The sequence below is a fragment of the Porphyromonas sp. HMSC077F02 genome (genome assembly GCF_001815465.1).
Lineage (GTDB): Bacteria > Bacteroidota > Bacteroidia > Bacteroidales > Porphyromonadaceae > Porphyromonas_A > Porphyromonas_A somerae.
In genome coordinates this window covers 373-18,729 of sequence record NZ_KV820637.1, presented here as the reverse complement: position 1 = coordinate 18,729, position 18,357 = coordinate 373, and the positions used below count along the sequence as shown (strand labels likewise).

The following is an 18,357-nucleotide window of genomic DNA, read 5'->3' as shown; positions in this document are numbered from 1 at the left end:
TTGATAAGAAAGGACCTCGGCAGAGGTCCGTGTTAAATAGGCACAGGTCGGAGGGGCAAAGCCCCGAACGACCTGTGTATTAGAGCATATTTTCCACCTGCTTGACCCCGGCTGAGGGGTCAGACCTAGATAAGGTTGTCCTACCCCTCAGCCGGGGTCGTAAAGATGAAAATTTGATATTCTTTCTCATTCGTATATATATAGAGAGAGGACGCAAACCGAAGTATCATAACTATTAATTTCAAACAACCATGATTAAATCAACGAACGGACAAAAAAGGAAGCGAGAACTGAAGATATCTAGCAGCTTATCTTCCCGCCCAAATACTATCTGCTTTGAAACCCCTAAGGATTACCTCCTTTATCAAGCTACCAAGGGAGCAGAGGAGCGGTATTGTGCACCACTCTCCACCGAGATCCAACAACGGCTAGCACTAGAGCTAAGAGCAGTGGAGGAGGCGGGCATCACCCCTCAAATTGCTATGCTCCACGAGCAAATAGTCAAAGCTAAGCAACAAGGGGTGCTAATCGGCAATGGCCGAGGCACCGCACCTAGCTCTCTACTGCTTTATCTGCTAGGCATTACGAGGGTGGATCCCCTAAAGCACGGGCTCCTCTTCGAGCGATTCCTCAATCCCGACACCCCAACCAAGGTGAGCATAGACATAGAAGTAAGCGAGAGAGGTACTTTGCCACAGCGTAAGGAGGACCATCCCTACACCCTCCTTTATGATTCTGATGCGATAAGGATAGGATGGCTCACACTCAGCCACCTCACATGGCTCCAAGATCGCATGGAGCAAATAAAGCATCGGTTAGGAAAGGAGATCCAACTTGGGGCGATCCCCACCGACGACCCCGATACGCTCCAATCCATTGGCAAAGAGCGTGGAGGGAGGTGCTACCTCCTCCAAGCGCCCCGCCTACAACAGCTTTGGAAAGAGATAAAGCCCGATAGCTTTAATGACCTAATGCTCTCCATCGCCATCCTGTACAGCAAAGGGCAAGAGATCGTCCCCACCTATATCGCCCGAAAGCAAGGCAAGGAGCCGATCAACTACCTCCTCCCTGTAATGGAGCCATACCTCAGCGAGACCTATGGCATCACCCTCTACCAAGAGCAGATAATGCAGTTGGCAAAAGCGATTGCCAACTTCTCTTCTGGGGAGTCGGATAGACTTCGGCTAGCATTATATCGTGGGCTAACCGACGAATCTGCCAAGATGCGAAGCCAATTTCTCGCTGGCGGACAAAAGCAGGGGTATGACAAAATAATACTCGAAAAGGTCTGGAGTGAATGGGTAAGGATAGCCCCCCTCACGGTCAATAAAAGTCACATCGTAGGTGCAACTCTGCTCGCCTACCAGATGAGCTACCTCAACACCCACTACCCCGTGGAGTAACTCACGATTAATTTTGCAGGTGCGGAATCAAGGGTTTAGATTCGATAGGTAAGATCCGAAATAATTTCCTTACTTTTGTGGCGTAATACTTTTTTTGAAAAACATGAAAGAGATATTGACTGCAACTTAACTACCATTAGTATCTGGTCGTAATTGTAACACTAGTAAGGAGAAAAAAGGAATGATTGTCATCATTAATGGCATAAAATACATTCTTTTGCCCAATGGAGTGCTAACCCCATTAGAAGTATATTAAAGGGTAATCTAGCCGTGATAAATTCATTTGTTAATTCAAGATATGAGCACGCTTCAAAGTAGATTTAAGCTAGTTATTATATTATTATTTATTCCGATATTAAGCTTTGCGCAGTATCATATTACAGGTACTTGCGTTGATGAGCAGCAACAACCGTTGCCTTCTGTTATTGTCAAGTTAACAAAGGGTAATAACAGAGAGGTCATAAAGCATACTGCCTCTAATAGTGATGGGAAGTTTCTCCTCCAACCTATAGATAGAGGGGAGTATAATCTCCAGCTTTCGTATATAGGCTTCAAAGAAGTTGACACATTGATAGTAGTCCAAAATAGCATTGATATGGGAGCAATATCTCTAGCTATGGACTCCAAACTGTTAAATGAGGTGGTCATCTCTGCTCAAGTGCTTAATAGCTTTGGCAATAGAGATGAAATCCTCTTGACCTCGGAAGCTCTCAGCGTGGGGAATAATGCTTTAGATGCGATAAGCAGCTTACCTCAATTCAAGAAAAACTTTATGGATGAGCAGCTCATTACCGTTGATAATAAGTCCATACTCATCCTAATCAATGGTAAGAGAGCTACCTATAGAGAGCTGCAACAGATTTCGTCCAAAGATGTACAGAAGCTAGTGTACTATAGCGAGCCTCCAGCTCGCTTTGCTCACGAAAATATTGGTGCTGTCTTGGAGGTTCAAACAAGAAGGAGCAAAAGCAAGAGCCACTATTTCTATCTTGATGCGAAAAATTCATTTACAACAGGGTATGGTACCAATATGCTGAATTACACTTACTCCGATGAGAATAATCAGTTTACAGTTGGGGGATTTTGTGACTACCGAGCTCTCAATGATAATCGCATGAATAATGTCTATAAATATGGCGATGGAACGAGCAATACATATGAAGGTCTCCCTGGTAGCTATAAGGGGTATTACAACATTGGGCAGATAAGGTATAGAAGATATTTCAGCAATAATGCCTTCATTATATCTCAGCTTGAATATAGACAGAGCCCAGGGCACGAGAAATATGAACAGAGCGTGACAAAGATCTTTAATAATAGAGAGTTGATAGGGAAGAGTGGGAGAGACTTAAAGAGCAATTATAATAGCTTAGCATTCGATTTGTATTACCACCAACCTCTAGGAGAGAATAAACTTATTGGCATCAACTTTGTGAATACCATAAGTAATTCAAAGTCCAACAATAGTCTGAACAGAGTTATGGAGGGAGCGAATAAAGATTACGATTACACTTATGAAAATCTGACTCACAATAAAGTGTACTCACTAATCGGAGAGGTTCTCTATCAAAACGACGCTTGGAACTTTGGTGGACTATTTAGCCATGAGCAGCTTAGGCAGTCTGTGGGAGGGGACAAAAGCTCTCCACAAAACATCTCTAGCAATAAATTATATGTCTATTCTGACTATTCTGGTAGACACGATATGCTGAGTTATAATTTGGGAGTTGGACTAGAGTATTCTGCATTAAAAAACGGCGAGAATAAGACTTTTCGCTTTGTGATTCCGAGACCAGCTGTTACACTAAATTACAAGCTCGGCAAATCAAGTTCACTAAGATTGAATACAAACATTCAACCGACTCTACCTAGTTTAGGATACCTAGCCGATTCTCCTATATCAATAGATGAGGGATATTACTTTAGAGGCAATTCAAACCTTAAGCCCTACTACACCTCAAGAAATAGCCTAGACTTCCGTTGGAATTCCAGTGATAATAATTTCTTTATTTCCTCTTCTCTTAATTGTGACTATGCTCACAAGCCATTTATGCCTATCATATCATCAGACGGAGACCGAGTGCTGAGAAACTATGAGGCGGTGAAAAATAGTATGATATATGGGGCGTCTGTTAGCGGAAGCGCTCGTCTTTTCGACTTCCTGACGTTACAACCCTATTATCAATTGGCAGTAAAGAAATATGAGACGCCAAATCAAAAGATAAATCACCAGGTACATAGTGGTGGTATTGGTGCCTTGATTGCGTACAGAGCTTTTCAACTTAGCTATTATTTCAACTTTCCATTTACAGACGTCAATGGCGATTTCTTAGTAGATATTGGGAGCAGTCATTTTGCCTCACTTATGTGGAAGCACAAAACACTCTCTTTATCATTGGAGTGGATTAATAATCCTAACCCAACTAGGTCTTACACTGCTCTGCCTCAATTTAGTATGGAGGAGAGTACTGTGTGGAATAACTTTAGAAGCCTATTTTATGTCAAACTAACCTACTATTTTCAAAAGGGCAAATCCAAGAGACATGAAAATGCTGTGATAAGTAACCAAAGTAGAGAGACAGGTCTTGTCCCCGAAAATACAGCTAAATAGCATCCCATCTATTTTATTAATTGTTTTCCATATGTGTTTTCAAAATCAGAGAGATACCATGTGTTGATGATGTCATTAATGGAAAAGATTAGTCATCTTATCAATCGCTGTTAGGAGACTCGAAAAGGTCTGGAGTGAATGGGTAAGGGTAGCCCCCTTTACAATCAATAAAAGCCACATCGTAGGCGGTACTCTGCTCGCGTACCAAATGGGCTACCTCAATATCCACTACCCCTTGGAGTAGCCCACGATTGATTTTGCAGGTGCCAATCTTATTGAGAATGTTTGCACGAAGTGCCATTCTCGCACATTTGCTTCAAATGTGCCGAGACTTTGTCGGAGAAAGATAGCCTTTGAAAGATAGGTCAGGTCCAGTACGATAGGAGTGCTGACTGACCCGCCTTTCAAGGGCTTTTCTTTGGGCAGCAAGGAGCGGGGAAACATAGGCTCAAGCGGGCTGTCAGGAGGCAATAAATCCAACCTTTTGTAGCCCATTGAAATACAGGGCAGTAAAAACGCCTCAGCCGAGTTGCAACTAAGCAATCGGTTAGTTGCAACTAAGCAAATGACGAGTTGCAACTAACCGATTGCTTAGTTGCAACTCCACTTTTGCTCTACTACCTAGAGGAAATTATGGGCTATTTATTTAGGAGGAAGGTACCTCGAGAGGAGGCACCTTTATCGGACAAGTCGGACAGGTCAGACGAGTCGGACCTTCTGTCTTGAACATCACGGTCGTGATTTTATTGTGCAGTCGTGATTATTTAGTAGATTTGCATATTATGGTGTGGAGGCTATAAATGTAAGGTAGATAGATATTTTATGAGTAGAGATAAAAGGGGTGGTCTTGGCAGGGTTGGTAGCTTTTGGCATTCGCGAGTGATCAGCATCATCAGTATCTCAATGGTGCTCTTTTTGCTTGGTCTGGTGGTACTCCTTGGTTTGGTAGGCAGTGGCTTGAGTAGCTATGTGCGGGAGCAGGTAACGTTTAACGTAGTTCTAACGCCCGATGCCGACCCCGACGAGGTGGCACAGATGCAGCGGGACCTGAGGAAAGAGCCCTTTGTGCGAGAGGTGGTACTGCACTCAAAGGAGGAGGCACTAGAGGAGCTCACGAAGGAGCTGGGAGAGAACCCAGAGCAGTTCCTCGGTTGGAACCCCCTTTCACCCACCTTTGAGATCACGCTTGGTGAGGCTTATGTAGCTTCGGCGGATAGTCTACAATTGGTAGAGCGCCGACTGGAGCAGTATCGACTGACGCAATCACTGGGGTATCGGCAGGACTTGGTGGATAAGCTGAATGATAATATCCGTGGGCTGACGCTGGTGATGGCGCTACTTTCGGGGTTACTGCTACTCATCTCTATGGTGCTGATCAATAACACCATTCGGCTCTTGATCTACTCACGGAGGTTTTTGATCTACACGATGAAGCTGGTGGGTGCCACCTCACGCTTTATCCGCCGCCCCTTTGTCTGGTACAATATCTGGAGTGGTGTGATGGCGGCCATCGTAGCTGGTGGCTTCCTCACTTGGGGCTGGTATTATGTCCGAAATCATTATCCTCTCCTAAGGTCAGTACTGACCGTGGAGAGTGGGCTCATAGTGTTGGCAGTGGTGCTGGTGCTAGGCGTAGTAATCAGTTGGCTTTCAGCTACTGCAGCGGTAAGTAGGTACCTAAGAATGGATGTAAACAAGCTCTACAGAGCATAGTGAATAGATATGGAAGGCAGGGAAGATAAAAGGATCAAAGGATACGGCTTTGGGAAGGTGAACCTCTACATAGCTCTGGCATCGGTGGCGGTGCTGGTGGTGGGGTATCTACTTTTGGCCGGAGGTAAGTCGGAGGACGGAGTGAGCTTTAACGCGGAGGTATTCAATAGCACCCGCATTGGGGTGGCTCCTGTGGTGCTGACGCTAGGGTATGTAGGGCTACTGGTGGCTCTGCTGTGGCGTGGCAAGGGAGCGAAGAAATCTTCAGGAGAGGAAGAGAAGTAAGCTATGACGATAATAGAAGCGATTATACTGGCAATAGTAGAGGGGCTCACGGAGTTCCTGCCGGTCTCCAGCACGGGACATCTGGTGATAGCTCAAGCCCTGATGGGGATGGAGCCGACCCCCTATGTGAAGGCGTTTACGGTGATGATCCAATTTGGGGCAATCCTCTCGGTGGTGGTGCTCTACTTCAAACGTTTCTTTCGTTTTGACCTTCCCCAGGATATGTGGCATGAGGAGCGAAAGTGGCGGCGGGGGCTGAGCCGTTTTCGTTTTTACTTCCTACTGGTAGTGGGAGTGGTGCCTGCTGCGATACTGGGTCTGCTCTTTAATGACTGGGTGGATGAGGCGCTGGGCAAGGTGTGGATCATCGCTCTTAATCTACTGATTGGAGGTGTGGTGATGCTCTTTATTGACCGCCTAATTCGCAACAATCACAAGGAGGAGGTGACGTATGGCAAGGCTTTTGCCATTGGGCTTTTCCAGACCATTGCGATGTTTTGCCCCGGTATGTCGCGGAGTATGTCTACGATCGTGGGCGGTATGTCGGTAGGGCTGAAGCGCGAGGTGGCGGCAGAGTTTAGCTTTTTCCTCGCTGTACCTACGATGCTCGGAGCCTTTGTACTGGAGGTGATCAAGTTTTGGAAAAGCGATACGCTCTATATCCTTCAGGAGCATTGGGTCACGCTACTCATCGGGAATGTAGTCTCCTTTATAGTGGCGATGGTGGCGATACAGACTTTTATCAAGTACCTCAAGCGACACGGTTTTGCTGCCTTTGGAGTTTATCGTATCTTGGTAGGCGGAGTGATACTTGTATTAATGGGTATGGGGGTGGAGCTAGCCCTAGTTTAGTGAATGATGCAAAAGAGCCAAAGAGATCATAAGTCGCACGAAGTGCCTCAGAATATTTTTTCGGATGGTACCTTTGTGGTGGTGGATAAGCCACTCAAGTGGACCAGCTTTGATGTGGTGAATAAATTTAGGTGGCTACTTTGCAAAAAGCTCGGAGTGAAGCGGCTTAAGGTGGGGCATGCGGGGACGCTAGACCCTCTTGCTACGGGGGTGGTGGTGCTCTGCACTGGCCGATACACGAAGCGGATAGAGGAGGTACAGAAGTTGCCGAAAGAGTATACGGCGACGCTGAAGCTGGGGGCAACGACGCCTTCCTTTGACCTTGAGAGTGAAGAGGATGCCACATTCTCCACGGAGCATATCACGAGGGAAAAGGTAGAGGAGGTGCTGAAGCAATACGAGGGGGTGATACCGCAGGTGCCACCAATATTCTCGGCAGTAAAGGTGGCGGGTAGCCGTGCCTATGAATTGGCCCGAAAGGGAGAGGGGGTGGAGCTACAGGCGAAGGAGGTGCGGATTGACCGCATTGAGCTACTGGAGTACAGCTTACCCTACATTCGGATCAGGGTAGTGTGTGGCAAGGGAACCTATATCAGGGCTTTGGCAAGGGATATCGGGCGGTCGCTGGAGTGTGGTGCTTATCTGACCGCCCTTCGCCGTGAATCGGTGGGGGAGTTTAGAGCATCGGAGGGAATTGGGGTGGAGCAGTTTGAGGAGTATATTGAGGAACGTATGACTATTGACTAAGAAGGAAAAGGAGGAATATATGAATATGGCGGAGTATAAACTATCGAACTTTAATTTTAAGCTTCCTAAGGAGCAGATAGCACAATACCCTGAGAAACACAGGGATGAGAGCCGTCTCTTGGTACTCCATAAGGATACGGGGGAAATAGAGCATAGGCAATTTAAGGAGATCCTAGAGTACTTTGGGAAGGATGACCTATTTGTGCTGAATAATACTCGGGTATTCCCTGCTAAATTGGTGGGAAATAAGGAGAAGACGAATGCGATGATCGATGTATTTCTCCTCCGTGAGCTGAATGAACCGATGCTGTGGGATGTGTTGGTGGACCCGGCTCGTAAGATACGTATCGGTAATAAGCTCTTTTTCGGTGAGAATGACGAGCTGGTAGCGGAGGTGGTGGATAATACCACGTCGAGGGGGCGAATATTGAAGTTTGCCTACGACGGCACCTACGATGAATTTAAGGAGGCTCTTTTCTCGCTAGGAGAGACGCCCCTACCAGACTACATACACCGACCTGTAGAGCCTGAGGATGAGGATCGTTATCAGACAATCTATGCTACGGAGGAGGGGGCGGTAGTGGTACCAGCAGCTGGTCTTCACTTCAGTAGGGAGCTGATAAAGCGTTTTGAGCTGAAGGATATACGATTTACGTCGCTAACACTGCACACTAGCCGGGTGATGTATGATGAGATTGATGTGGATGACCTCTCGAAGTACAAGATGGGGTCGGAGCGGATGATTATTAATCAGGAGACTTGCGACACGATCAATAAGGCGGTAGAGCAAAAGAAGCGTATCGTGGCTGTGGGGACTTCGGTGGCAAAGGCTCTTGAGACGGCGGTGAGTATGGATGGATTTGTGAAGCCGTACGATGGCTGGTCGAGCAAGTTTATCTTCCCTGAATACCACTATGGGCTACAGAATGCGATGGTGACAAACTTCCATATGCCTTACTCGTGGTTGCTGATGTTGGTGGCTGCCTTTGGTGGTTATGACAAGGTGATGAAGGCCTACAAGACAGCGGTGAAGGAGGGGTATCGCTTTGGGCAATATGGCGATGCCATGCTGATTCTGTAAGGATAAGAGAATGGGTGTGAAGCAAACGGTTTTTATTGCCCTTGGCTCGAATATCGGAGATCGAGGTGCCTCGCTAAAGCAAGCTATCCAGCAGCTCTCTATGAGGGGTGTGGAGGTGGTGGCGGAGTCGCAGGTGCTGGAGACGGAGCCAGAGGGCTTTGAGTCGGAGCATCTATTCCTCAATCAAGTGGTGGAGGGGGTGACCGCTTTTTCACCAAGCCAACTGCTAGAGGTGACGCAAGAGATAGAGCGGGAGCTAGGACGGAGCGAGAAGAGCCACTCGGGCATCTACAAGGATCGGAGTATTGACCTCGACCTTATCCTCTATGGTGATGAAGTAGTGGAGCAGGAGGGGCTCACAATCCCGCACCCTAGGTTTAGGGAGCGTCTGTTTGTACTCAAGCCACTGGCGGAGATAGCACCCAACGTGGTGGACCCGGTGACGGGAAAGACAATACAGCAACTGCTATGGGACGCCTTGTAGCACTTGATATTGGGCGAAAGCGAACGGGAGTAGCCGCTACTGACTTGCTTCAGATAGTGCCGAATGGGCTTGGTTTTCAGCCCACTCACGAGGTGGCTCAATGGCTCAAGGAGTATGCTGAAAAGGAGCCTATCGACCTGATTGTAGTGGGGGAGCCAAAGCAGGCCGATGGCACTGACTCGGAGAGCGTGAAGTATATTGAGCCGGTGGTGAACCGTCTGCGTAAACTTTTGCCAACGGTGGAGGTGGTACGGTTTGACGAGCGATTTACTACGGTGTTGGCTCAAAGGGCGATGATAGATGCGGGGCTGGGAAAGATGAAGCGCCGTGAAAAGGGAATTGCCGATGAGGTGAGTGCGGTAATCATCTTACAAGGATTTATGGAGAGTAGAATATATCAAGAGAAGTACAAGAAGAAGTAATGGAACTACCTATATATGTCTATGGCACAGAGGTGCTACGAGAGAAGACGAGAGAGGTGACGGAGGAGGAGTTTCCGTCGCTAGGGAAGCTAATTGAGAATATGTTTGAGACAATGTACGCCTCGGATGGGGTGGGATTGGCAGCCCCTCAGGTGGGGAAGGCGATCCGTCTCTTTGTGGTCGATGCGGATCCTCTGGGGGACGACTTCCCCGATAGCAAGGGCTTTAAGAAGGTATTTATCAATCCTACTATCACGGAGTACAGCGAGGAGAGCTGTACGATGCAGGAGGGGTGCCTCAGTCTACCAGGGCTGAATGAAAATGTAGATAGGCCCAAGCAGATTACAATTAAGTACCTAGATGAGCAGATGGTGCCTCACGAAGAGAGTTACTCGGGATTTAATGCTCGGGTGATACAGCATGAGTACGACCATCTGGAGCAGACGCTCTTTACCGACAGGGTCAATCCAATGCGGAAGGCGATGATTAAGCGGAAGCTACAGAAGATGAGTCGTGGGCAAGTAAGGGCTCACTACAAGGTGATTACGAAGTAGATATGTTGAAAGGTTTTTGGAGAGTGGTGCTGATCGTGATGGGGCTCCTAGGTGGGAGTACCCTAGCTCTGCAGGCACAGATAGATACCCAACGGGTGATCTCTGTGGGGCAGAACGCGATCTATTTTAAGGACTATGTACTGGCGATACAATACTTCAATTCGGCCATACAGAGTGCACCATATCTCGCTGAACCTTACTATTACCGCGGGCTTTCTAAGTATTCACTAGATGATTACCTAGGAGCGGAAGCGGATAGCAGTGCCGCCATTGAGCGAAATCCCTTTCTAGTAGGCTCGTACTACCTTAGGGCCATCAGTCGGCACACGCTCGGCAAGGACTCCCTTGCGTTGGAAGATTACAAGGTGGTGCTACAGGATAATCCCGACCACAAAGGGGCACTCCACAACTCTGCTTTGCTTCAGATGGCGCTGAAGGATAGCATCGGCACAAGGGCAACTTTGGATCACCTCCATCGCTATTACCCTGATTATGCAGAGGGGTATATGATAGATGGCGGCTTTCAGTTAGAGCGAGGGGATACAGTGGCTGCAATCGATCTATTTGAGAAGGCTCTTGCTATCTCACCCACCCTCTCGGGGGCTTACCTCTCGATGGCAGGTATCTCGTACGACAGAGGGAACTATAGCGAAGCGGAGGGGTACATCAATCGGGCGATGGAGTATATGCCAGATAGGGCAGAGCTCTATCTCAATCGAGGGATTGTGAGGTATCAGCAGTACAATATCAAAGGGGCAATGGCGGACTATTCTATTGCCATTGAACTGGATCCGACCAATACCTTGGCACTCTACAATAGGGCACTTCTGCGGAGCCAAGTGGGAGAAATCAATGCGGCACAGGAGGACTTTAACAAGGTGGTGCAGCGGGAGCCGAATAACTACTTTGCTCTCTTCAACCGTGCTATTATCTCAAACCAAATCGGCGACTACCAAGTAGCAGAGGCCGATTTGGATAGAATCATTGAGCGCTACCCTACCTTCTTGCCAGCTCTTGTAGAGCGTGCAGATGCCCGAACGGGACAAGGAAAGTCGCAGGCGGCTCGGGAGGACCTTTACCTTGCCTCGAAGATGACCTACGACAAAGGTACCCTCCAAAAGGCCACGTCACAACAAGCAAAGCAGGCAGCACTGGCAGAGGAAACGGAGCGGGTACGTAGCGAGAAGGATGATAATATCCAGAAGTTTAGGTCGCTCGTCTATGCTAGCCAGCAAAAGGCATACGACGAGCTTTACACGGAGGAGCAGGGTATCCGTGGTCGTATACAGGATAGAGAGGTGCTGATAGAGCCAGAGCCACTCTTTACGCTCTCCTACTATGTGGCGGTGGATAAGCAACTGAAGACCAATACCAATACGGCCTACTCCTCGGCCATTGGGCTACCTACTGAGGAGTATGGTGTGCTGGTAGTGGAGCATCTACCGCAGTTATCGCAAGCGGAGTTGCAGAAGCACATCAATGCAGTGGATAGTTTTGACCTCAGCATCCCCCACTCTGCCGAAGCAATGATGCATCTGGCTCTCGACCAACTTACCATTAAGGATCACGATGCTGTGGTGCAGACGATGGGGCAGATTATTGAGGCGATACCCGATGACCCAGCGCCCTACTTCCAAAGAGCCACCTCGCGAATCCTTGCCTACGAGGCAGAGAGTGCCAAGGACGGAGAAAGGAATAGCCAAAATAGGCTCGGAATCAGTATGAATAGCACCCTCTCTAAGGAGTACCTCAAGAAGAAAGCCATTTCGGAGGAGGCACTTACCGACCTAAAAGTGGTGCTTGAGCTAATCCCTAATTATGTGCCAGCCCTATTCAACATTGCCTATATCAAGGCCTCCATGGGCAATTATAGCGAGGCGATTGAGTACTACAACCAGGTGCTTAAACTAGAGCCAACACTAGGCTCCGCCTACTTCAATAGAGGGCTCTGCCACTATGCCATCGGGGAGAAGCAACTGGGGGATAATGACCTCAGCCAAGCTGGAGCTTTGGGCTACTTCAAGGCTTACTCTATCATCAAGCGGATGAAGTAGGCGAGTGCCCTTTGAATTGAAAAGTGAAGAGTTATCAAGATGAGTAAAGAACCATCCATCATATATCAACAACTAACGGAGAAACTTGGTGAGCAACTCCTCTCTACCATCGCTGCTGCAGCGGATGAGGTGGGGCAAGAGGTGCGACTAGTGGGAGGAGCCGTGCGTGACCTTATCCTTAAAGGAGAGCTCAAGCAAGACCTTGACTTCGTAACCCTCGGCAGTGGTATCCGCCTCGCCAAAGAGCTTTCTCAGCGTCTTGGCAAGGGTGCCAAACTATCGGTATTCAAGTCGTTCGGCACCGCACAAATCCACTGGCATGGCCTGGACTTGGAGTTTGTAGGTGCCCGAAAAGAGAGTTACCGCCAAGATAGTCGCAAGCCGATTGTGGAGGAGGCGACCTTTGAGGAGGACGAAGCAAGGCGCGACTTCACTATCAACGCCCTCTCCATTACACTCAATGGTGAGAAGCGTGGCACCCTGCATGATCCTTTTGGCGGAATTGCCGACCTACAGAATAGCGTGATCCGCACACCGCTAGACCCCGACCAAACCTTTTCGGACGACCCACTCCGTATGATGCGAGCAGTACGTTTTGCAAGTCAGCTCAACTTTCAGGTGTGTGACGAAGCCTTTAACTCCATCCGCCGAAATGCGAAGCGGCTCAAGCCGCCAGTGGTCTCCATAGAGCGTGTAACGACGGAGTTTATGAAGATCATTGACTCTCCCAAGCCCTCGATAGGGCTAGGACTGATGCAGCGGACAGGGTTGATGGATCAATATCTCCCCGAAGTTTCGGCACTCAAAGGAGCCGAGACCAAGGAGGGCATCGGGCATAAAAACAACTTCGTCCACACCATCATAGTGGTGGATAACGTAGCGAAGGTGAGCGACAATAGTTACCTACGCCTTGCCGCCCTCTTTCACGATATTGGGAAGCCAGTCACCAAGCGATTTGAGTCGGGCATCGGGTGGAGCTTCCACAACCACGACTATGTTGGTCAGAAGATGTTGCCTAGACTCTTTCGTCGCATCAAGCTTCCACTAGGAGAGCGTTTGGAGTACATCCGAAAGCTCGTTCGCCTACATATGCGGCCTGCTCAGCTCGCCGATGAAGGGGTGACCGACTCGGCTATTCGTCGCCTCCTCTTTGAAGCGGGAGATGATATTGACGACCTAATGACTCTCTGTGAGTGCGACCTGACCAGTAAAAACCCTGCGAAGGTGCAGAAGTATCTACAGAACTTCGCCCTGGTGCGAGAGAAGTTGGTAGAGATAGAGGAGAAGGATCGGATTCGCAACTTCCAACCACCCGTCAGTGGCAATGATATCATGCATATCTACCAGCTCACCCCACGGAGAGAGCTGGGCTTAATCAAAGAACAGATCAAAGACGCCATCCTTGACGGGGTCATCCCCAATGAGAGAGAGGCGGCACTAGAATATATGTACAAGCTCGTAGAGGATCAGTTCCCAGAGTTCAAAGTAGTCAATAGATTAGAGGCATAAGATATGAAGAAGAGTGGAATATCCCAGTTAAAGTTCAAACCGTGGGGCTATATAATAGCTGTGGTACTGCTATTTTTAGTCATCTCACTTGCCTACTTCACCCCTGCTGCCTTTGAGGGCAGAGTACTCTTTCAGGCCGATGGTGCCGCCGCCTCAGGTACTGGGCGTGATGTGGTGGAGTACAAGGCGGAGACTGGCGAACGCTCTTACTGGACAGGTAGCCTCTTTGGGGGCATGCCCACCTACCAAATCTCCCCCTCCTACCCCTCGGCAGAGGGGATCAAGGTGGCACAGAACCTCTACCGCCTTCGCCTTCCATTCCTCAACTTCCTACCTGGGGATAGCTACCTGATATTCATGCTACTCATAGGCTTCTATATCTTCATGCGAAGCTGGGGATTGAAGCGACTGCTCTCTATTGGTGGGGCTATTATGTGGGCTTTCTCAAGCTACTTCCTAATCCTGATTGATGCTGGACACATTTGGAAACTCCTTGCCCTCACCTACATTCCACCCACAATCGCCGGACTGGTACTGGTATTTCATCGGCGAAAGTATCTCCTCGGCTTCTTCGTCACTGGGCTCTTCACTGCCTTGCAGATCTACTCCAATCATATCCAGATGAGCTACTACTTCGCCTTCGTAATGGTAGCAATGGTGGTGGCGTGGGGCATCGAGGCGGCACACAAAAAAGAGTGGTTGCACTTCGCAAAGGCAACTGGTACCGTACTCGCTGCGGGATTAGTGGGCATTGCAATCAATGGCACCAGCCTCTACCACACCTATCAGTATAGCCAAGAGACGATGCGAGGTGGGCGAGAGATTACGGTACTGGACCAGGCGACTGATAAGCAGGCCACCACTACGGGCCTTGACCACGCCTATATCACACAGTGGAGCTACGGCATTGATGAAATGCTTACCTTCTTAATCCCCGATGCCAAGGGAGGTGCCTCGGGATACATCGGCATTGAGGAGGCACAAAATGGGGGTGTTAGCGACCCACAACTCGTCGGCATCGTGGCGCAGCAGAATAGATATTGGGGCGACCAGCCCTTTACCGCTGGGCCAGTCTACGTCGGAGCCATTGTGCTACTACTCGCCCTCTTCGGAATGATGGTGGCTAAGGGGCCGATGAAGTGGGGCTTGGTAGTGGTCACCCTGCTCACCATTATGCTCTCGTGGGGGCACAATCTGATGTGGCTGAGCGAATTATTCATCAATCACTTCCCCCTCTACGATAAGTTCCGCACCCCCTCCTCCATACTAGTGGTGGCAGAATTTACCCTACCCCTCTTCGCCATTTGGGCCTTATATCTGCTCTCAACCCAGCCACAGCTACTCAAAGAGCACAAAAAGGCCGCTATCATTTCAGTAGCCCTCACCCTCGGAGTCGCCCTCCTGATGTGGGTAGCTCCAAGTCTATCGGGTGGCTTCCTTAGCCGTGCTGAGGCAGAGACCTTCAGCACCCTTACGGCAGAAAACCAAGAGGTGGCACTTGTGCGGAGCGCCCTTGAGCAGGTGCGCGAAGGCATCTTCAAGGCCGATGCACTGCGTACCATCATAGTGTTACTATTCGGCATCGGCATCCTTTACTTTTATCAAAAGGAGAAACTCAATAAGGAGTGGATGCTCTCCCTTCTATTCCTACTTATCTTAGTAGACCTTTGGGGTGTAGACAAGCGGTACCTCAATGATGAGAAGTACCTACCACAGCGGAGCGTACAGGCAAAGGTATCCCATACCACGGAGGCCGATAAGATAATCCTTGCCGATACCACTCAATTCAGAGTGCTCAATCTTGCGGTGAATACCTTCAATGACGCCACCACCTCCTACAATCACCGCTCAGTAGGTGGCTACCATGCGGCGAAACTGCAGAGGTATCAAGACCTGATTGAGGGGTATCTAGTGCACCAAGACCTCAATATCCTTCGAGCTCTCAATACGAAGTACTACATTATCCCCGATAGCCTTGGTCGAGAAGTGCCCATTGCTGACCCCGACACCTACGGAGATGCTTGGTTTGTCTCCAAGGCTCAAAAGGTGGATACCCCCGATGATGAATTTACCACCATCGGCAAGGTATCACTGCAGGAGGTAGCTGTGGTAGGAAGCGACTTTGCAAAGCATCTGCCCACCACCATTACCCCAGATAGCACCGCACAGATAAAGCTCACAAGCTATAGCCCCAATAAAGTTACCTACCAAAGTAGCAACGCACAAGAGGGGCTCGCCGTTTTCAGCGAAATCTACTATCCACACGGTTGGCACGCCACTATCGATGGAGCACCAGCAGAGATCTTAAGGGCCGACTACCTACTCCGTGCCTTAGTGGTTCCTGCGGGTCAGCATCAGATTGAGTTTGTCTTTGATCCCAAAACGCTGCACACCACCGAGTTGGTCGCTAATATTGGCAACCTACTCCTCCTATTAGCAGGCATCGGCACCGTTATCTACTACATCCGACAGAAAAAGCATGGAAAGTCTGATACACCTAGCGCAGATAGGATCAACGAATAACTACCTCCGGGAGTTACTCACAAAGGATCCCGAGCTACCAGCATACACCATAGTAGATACCCACACCCAAACTTCAGGGCGAGGGCAGCGAGGCAATAGCTGGGAGAGTGAGCCAGGACAAAACATCTCTTGCTCTATCTTACTACGTCCGGAGCTACCACATGGGGTCACCACCTTCGACCTCAATAGGGTCACCTCGTTAGCACTTTTCACGCTACTCTCTCGCTATATTCAGCCCACCGAGATCGCCATTAAGTGGCCCAATGACCTCCTAATAGGCCGGCGTAAGATCGCAGGTATTCTTACGGAAAATGAATGGCTGGGCGACCGACTCAACTACACTATTGTGGGGATTGGGCTCAATGTGAAGCAGACTCAATTTGGAGATTACCACCCAGTAGCCACCTCATTGGCACTCGAAGGCATTACCTTTCCTGAAAACTACGAAGCGTGGCACCACTCAATGGTCCGAGAGATAGCTCAACTGCTCCAGCACGAGATGGAAAGGCTCGCGGACGATGTAGAGGCACTCCGAAAACAGTATCACCAACACCTATACGGCTACCAACAGGAGCAAGAATACCAGCTCCCATCTGGCGAGCGGTTCCTCGGCACGATCCAACAGGTACTCCCCAATGGGCTGCTAGAGATAGAGTCAGCCACGAGAGGCAAAGAGCAATTTGCCTTCAAAGAGATTAGCACCATATTATAGTAGCTTGGAAACACGTTCATAAATCGGGCAGATTGAACAGGTACAGCTAAGCAAAATCCGAGATGCAACTAAGCAATTGATGAGATGCAACTAAGCAATCGGCGAGTTGCAACTAAGCAATCGCTGAGATGCAACTAAGTTTTCGCTTTCATAGCATGCTAAATATCAATGGGTTACAAAGGCACATTAGACCGTCCTATATTCAGCTATATTTTTCATTTTATTGCTTAGATAAAGGCATTTGCATTCGATGACATTCTTAAAATTAGTAACCCAACGAGGTAATAGTTGGTACTTGCCACATATTTTTGTAACTTTGCCACGTTTTATATAGGTATATCCTATATTGCATAGAGAAGAGATAAGATGGATAAGTATAATCACTTGACACTTGACTTCACGCACCCTCCAAAGCAGACTGAGAGCTACAGCTTCCACCTAGGGGACGACTTCTTTGATGAGGTCGAGGCGACAGAGCTTTTAGGGGGTGACGTAGACCTCGTGCTCACAGTAGCTCCACTCACCGCCAACCGCTTCAAACTGACCTTTGGCTACAGTGGGATAGTTTCTGTGGAGTGCGATCGTTGCCTAGCCCCAATGGAGCTAGATGTAGAGGCAGAAGAGTATGTGGAGGTGATACTTGGCTCTGCTCTTGATGACGAAAACGACGAGGAAATCACTCTCGATGCTCAGGATCCAGTCTATGACTTTTCGTGGATAGCATACGAGCTCCTGGCACTAAGCTTGCCATCCATAAAAGTACATGAGGATATCAGTGAGTGCGACCCTGAAGTGGTGAGCCACCTAGAGATGGAACCACCCACAGAAAACAACCCACACGACCCAATGTGGGCTGAACTGAAGGAGAGAATAAATAAGAATAAAAATAATAACTAAATAGAGATTATATCAATATGGCACATCCTAAACGACGTCAATCAAAGTCCAAGACCCGTAAGCGTAGAACCCATGATGTAGCTACTGCACCTACTCTAGCTAAGTGCCCAAACTGTGGTGCTTATCACGTATACCATACTGTATGCCCAGAGTGCGGCTACTATAGAGGTCAGATCGCTATTGAGGTAGAGGCATAAAACCCTCTCTCCTTGGAGAATAATAAATGGAGCTATAGCCCTTTCGGCTGTAGCTCCATTTATTATTAGCATTTACTTATTGAGAATGTTGCACGGTGTCTATTCCTAGCCCGAGGTGTCCGACCTCCCACAAGGGGAGGTCGTAGGGGTGGCTAGGAGATTACCGCATTCCCCTGGTCGTTCGGGCTAGCCCTCCGACCAGGGGCTAGGATCCGTCCGACCGCAAGCGGTCGATTTTACCTCTCTAGAGTAGATGATGTATCTTGTAATTAGAGACTATTGCACGAAGGCGATCTGCTGAGCCTAGGCTTCC

General features: G+C 48.7%; 17 protein-coding genes and 1 pseudogene. 17 read left to right on the top strand and 1 reads right to left on the bottom strand.

Annotated elements, in window-relative coordinates; genetic code table 11:
- Positions 1-251: 251 nt before the first annotated feature.
- From HMPREF3027_RS02075 to HMPREF3027_RS02070, 3 genes and pseudogenes are all read left to right on the top strand, one after another.
- Positions 252-1,403 (top strand): hypothetical protein, encoded by a 1,152-nt coding sequence (locus HMPREF3027_RS02075; RefSeq protein ID WP_070706648.1) that lies wholly within the window; start codon positions 252-254, stop codon positions 1,401-1,403.
- A gap of 298 nt (positions 1,404-1,701) precedes the next feature.
- Positions 1,702-1,992: pseudogene (locus HMPREF3027_RS09830) on the top strand (carboxypeptidase-like regulatory domain-containing protein); the annotation flags it as partial.
- Between the two features lie 6 nt (positions 1,993-1,998).
- Positions 1,999-4,014 carry an outer membrane beta-barrel family protein gene (locus tag HMPREF3027_RS02070; RefSeq protein WP_246830507.1) on the top strand — a complete coding sequence of 672 codons (2,016 nt, stop codon included), beginning with the start codon at positions 1,999-2,001 and terminating at the stop codon, positions 4,012-4,014.
- Positions 4,015-4,114: 100 nt separating this feature from the next.
- On the opposite strand, the gene HMPREF3027_RS02065 is transcribed toward HMPREF3027_RS02070, so the two are convergent.
- On the bottom strand, positions 4,115-4,315 hold the full coding sequence (locus tag HMPREF3027_RS02065; RefSeq protein WP_070706644.1) for a hypothetical protein: 201 nt from the start codon (positions 4,313-4,315) through the stop codon (positions 4,115-4,117).
- A 521-nt stretch (positions 4,316-4,836) separates the two neighbouring features.
- Here HMPREF3027_RS02065 and HMPREF3027_RS02060 point away from each other — a divergent pair.
- The 14 genes from HMPREF3027_RS02060 to rpmF all read left to right on the top strand — a co-directional run bounded on the left by HMPREF3027_RS02060 (position 4,837) and on the right by rpmF (position 18,044).
- Positions 4,837-5,727, top strand: a complete 891-nt coding sequence (locus HMPREF3027_RS02060; protein ID WP_018028453.1) for a cell division protein FtsX — start codon at positions 4,837-4,839, stop codon at positions 5,725-5,727.
- 9 nt (positions 5,728-5,736) lie between these two features.
- The gene (locus HMPREF3027_RS02055; protein ID WP_070706642.1) at positions 5,737-6,012 is read left to right on the top strand and encodes a DUF3098 domain-containing protein; all 276 of its coding nucleotides are present in this window, start codon (positions 5,737-5,739) and stop codon (positions 6,010-6,012) included.
- A gap of 3 nt (positions 6,013-6,015) precedes the next feature.
- Complete coding sequence (locus HMPREF3027_RS02050; RefSeq protein ID WP_070706640.1) at positions 6,016-6,864, top strand: undecaprenyl-diphosphate phosphatase; 849 nt, start codon at positions 6,016-6,018, stop codon at positions 6,862-6,864.
- 3 nt (positions 6,865-6,867) lie between these two features.
- Positions 6,868-7,611, top strand: a complete 744-nt coding sequence (gene truB / locus HMPREF3027_RS02045) for a tRNA pseudouridine(55) synthase TruB (protein ID WP_021903105.1) — start codon at positions 6,868-6,870, stop codon at positions 7,609-7,611.
- A 25-nt stretch (positions 7,612-7,636) separates the two neighbouring features.
- A complete protein-coding gene (gene queA, locus HMPREF3027_RS02040) occupies positions 7,637-8,692 on the top strand; it encodes a tRNA preQ1(34) S-adenosylmethionine ribosyltransferase-isomerase QueA (RefSeq protein WP_070706852.1) in 1,056 nt (351 codons plus the stop codon).
- Between the two features lie 10 nt (positions 8,693-8,702).
- The gene (folK, locus tag HMPREF3027_RS02035) at positions 8,703-9,176 is read left to right on the top strand and encodes a 2-amino-4-hydroxy-6-hydroxymethyldihydropteridine diphosphokinase (RefSeq protein ID WP_018028448.1); all 474 of its coding nucleotides are present in this window, start codon (positions 8,703-8,705) and stop codon (positions 9,174-9,176) included.
- Positions 9,161-9,598 carry a Holliday junction resolvase RuvX gene (ruvX, locus tag HMPREF3027_RS02030; protein ID WP_018028447.1) on the top strand — a complete coding sequence of 146 codons (438 nt, stop codon included), beginning with the start codon at positions 9,161-9,163 and terminating at the stop codon, positions 9,596-9,598. Before folK ends, ruvX begins: the two co-directional genes overlap by 16 nt.
- Positions 9,598-10,152 carry a peptide deformylase gene (def, locus tag HMPREF3027_RS02025; protein WP_018028446.1) on the top strand — a complete coding sequence of 185 codons (555 nt, stop codon included), beginning with the start codon at positions 9,598-9,600 and terminating at the stop codon, positions 10,150-10,152. Before ruvX ends, def begins: the two co-directional genes overlap by 1 nt.
- A 2-nt stretch (positions 10,153-10,154) precedes the next feature.
- A complete protein-coding gene (locus HMPREF3027_RS02020; RefSeq protein ID WP_070706638.1) occupies positions 10,155-12,206 on the top strand; it encodes a tetratricopeptide repeat protein in 2,052 nt (683 codons plus the stop codon).
- A 39-nt stretch (positions 12,207-12,245) separates the two neighbouring features.
- Complete coding sequence (locus tag HMPREF3027_RS02015) at positions 12,246-13,715, top strand: CCA tRNA nucleotidyltransferase (protein WP_246830506.1); 1,470 nt, start codon at positions 12,246-12,248, stop codon at positions 13,713-13,715.
- Positions 13,716-13,718: 3 nt separating this feature from the next.
- A complete protein-coding gene (locus HMPREF3027_RS02010; protein WP_070706636.1) occupies positions 13,719-16,238 on the top strand; it encodes a YfhO family protein in 2,520 nt (839 codons plus the stop codon).
- Positions 16,195-16,950, top strand: a complete 756-nt coding sequence (locus HMPREF3027_RS02005; protein ID WP_070706634.1) for a biotin--[acetyl-CoA-carboxylase] ligase — start codon at positions 16,195-16,197, stop codon at positions 16,948-16,950. Before HMPREF3027_RS02010 ends, HMPREF3027_RS02005 begins: the two co-directional genes overlap by 44 nt.
- A gap of 366 nt (positions 16,951-17,316) precedes the next feature.
- Complete coding sequence (locus HMPREF3027_RS02000; RefSeq protein ID WP_070706632.1) at positions 17,317-17,847, top strand: YceD family protein; 531 nt, start codon at positions 17,317-17,319, stop codon at positions 17,845-17,847.
- Positions 17,848-17,864: 17 nt separating this feature from the next.
- Positions 17,865-18,044: a 50S ribosomal protein L32 gene (gene rpmF, locus HMPREF3027_RS09395; protein WP_021903113.1), complete on the top strand. Its 180-nt coding sequence runs from the start codon at positions 17,865-17,867 to the stop codon at positions 18,042-18,044.
- The last annotated feature ends 313 nt before the right edge of the window (positions 18,045-18,357 follow it).

What these genes read in the sequence shown, in the direction of transcription:
- HMPREF3027_RS02075 (WP_070706648.1), top strand. Translation starts at nt 252, where the DNA reads ATGATTAAATCAACGAACGGACAAAAAAGGAAGCGAGAACTGAAGATA.
- HMPREF3027_RS02070 (WP_246830507.1), top strand. Translation starts at nt 1,999, where the DNA reads ATGGGAGCAATATCTCTAGCTATGGACTCCAAACTGTTAAATGAGGTG.
- HMPREF3027_RS02065 (WP_070706644.1), bottom strand. Translation starts at nt 4,315, where the DNA reads ATGGCACTTCGTGCAAACATTCTCAATAAGATTGGCACCTGCAAAATC.
- HMPREF3027_RS02060 (WP_018028453.1), top strand. Translation starts at nt 4,837, where the DNA reads ATGAGTAGAGATAAAAGGGGTGGTCTTGGCAGGGTTGGTAGCTTTTGG.
- HMPREF3027_RS02055 (WP_070706642.1), top strand. Translation starts at nt 5,737, where the DNA reads ATGGAAGGCAGGGAAGATAAAAGGATCAAAGGATACGGCTTTGGGAAG.
- HMPREF3027_RS02050 (WP_070706640.1), top strand. Translation starts at nt 6,016, where the DNA reads ATGACGATAATAGAAGCGATTATACTGGCAATAGTAGAGGGGCTCACG.
- truB (WP_021903105.1), top strand. Translation starts at nt 6,868, where the DNA reads ATGATGCAAAAGAGCCAAAGAGATCATAAGTCGCACGAAGTGCCTCAG.
- queA (WP_070706852.1), top strand. Translation starts at nt 7,637, where the DNA reads ATGGCGGAGTATAAACTATCGAACTTTAATTTTAAGCTTCCTAAGGAG.
- folK (WP_018028448.1), top strand. Translation starts at nt 8,703, where the DNA reads ATGGGTGTGAAGCAAACGGTTTTTATTGCCCTTGGCTCGAATATCGGA.
- ruvX (WP_018028447.1), top strand. Translation starts at nt 9,161, where the DNA reads ATGGGACGCCTTGTAGCACTTGATATTGGGCGAAAGCGAACGGGAGTA.
- def (WP_018028446.1), top strand. Translation starts at nt 9,598, where the DNA reads ATGGAACTACCTATATATGTCTATGGCACAGAGGTGCTACGAGAGAAG.
- HMPREF3027_RS02020 (WP_070706638.1), top strand. Translation starts at nt 10,155, where the DNA reads ATGTTGAAAGGTTTTTGGAGAGTGGTGCTGATCGTGATGGGGCTCCTA.
- HMPREF3027_RS02015 (WP_246830506.1), top strand. Translation starts at nt 12,246, where the DNA reads ATGAGTAAAGAACCATCCATCATATATCAACAACTAACGGAGAAACTT.
- HMPREF3027_RS02010 (WP_070706636.1), top strand. Translation starts at nt 13,719, where the DNA reads ATGAAGAAGAGTGGAATATCCCAGTTAAAGTTCAAACCGTGGGGCTAT.
- HMPREF3027_RS02005 (WP_070706634.1), top strand. Translation starts at nt 16,195, where the DNA reads ATGGAAAGTCTGATACACCTAGCGCAGATAGGATCAACGAATAACTAC.
- HMPREF3027_RS02000 (WP_070706632.1), top strand. Translation starts at nt 17,317, where the DNA reads ATGGATAAGTATAATCACTTGACACTTGACTTCACGCACCCTCCAAAG.
- rpmF (WP_021903113.1), top strand. Translation starts at nt 17,865, where the DNA reads ATGGCACATCCTAAACGACGTCAATCAAAGTCCAAGACCCGTAAGCGT.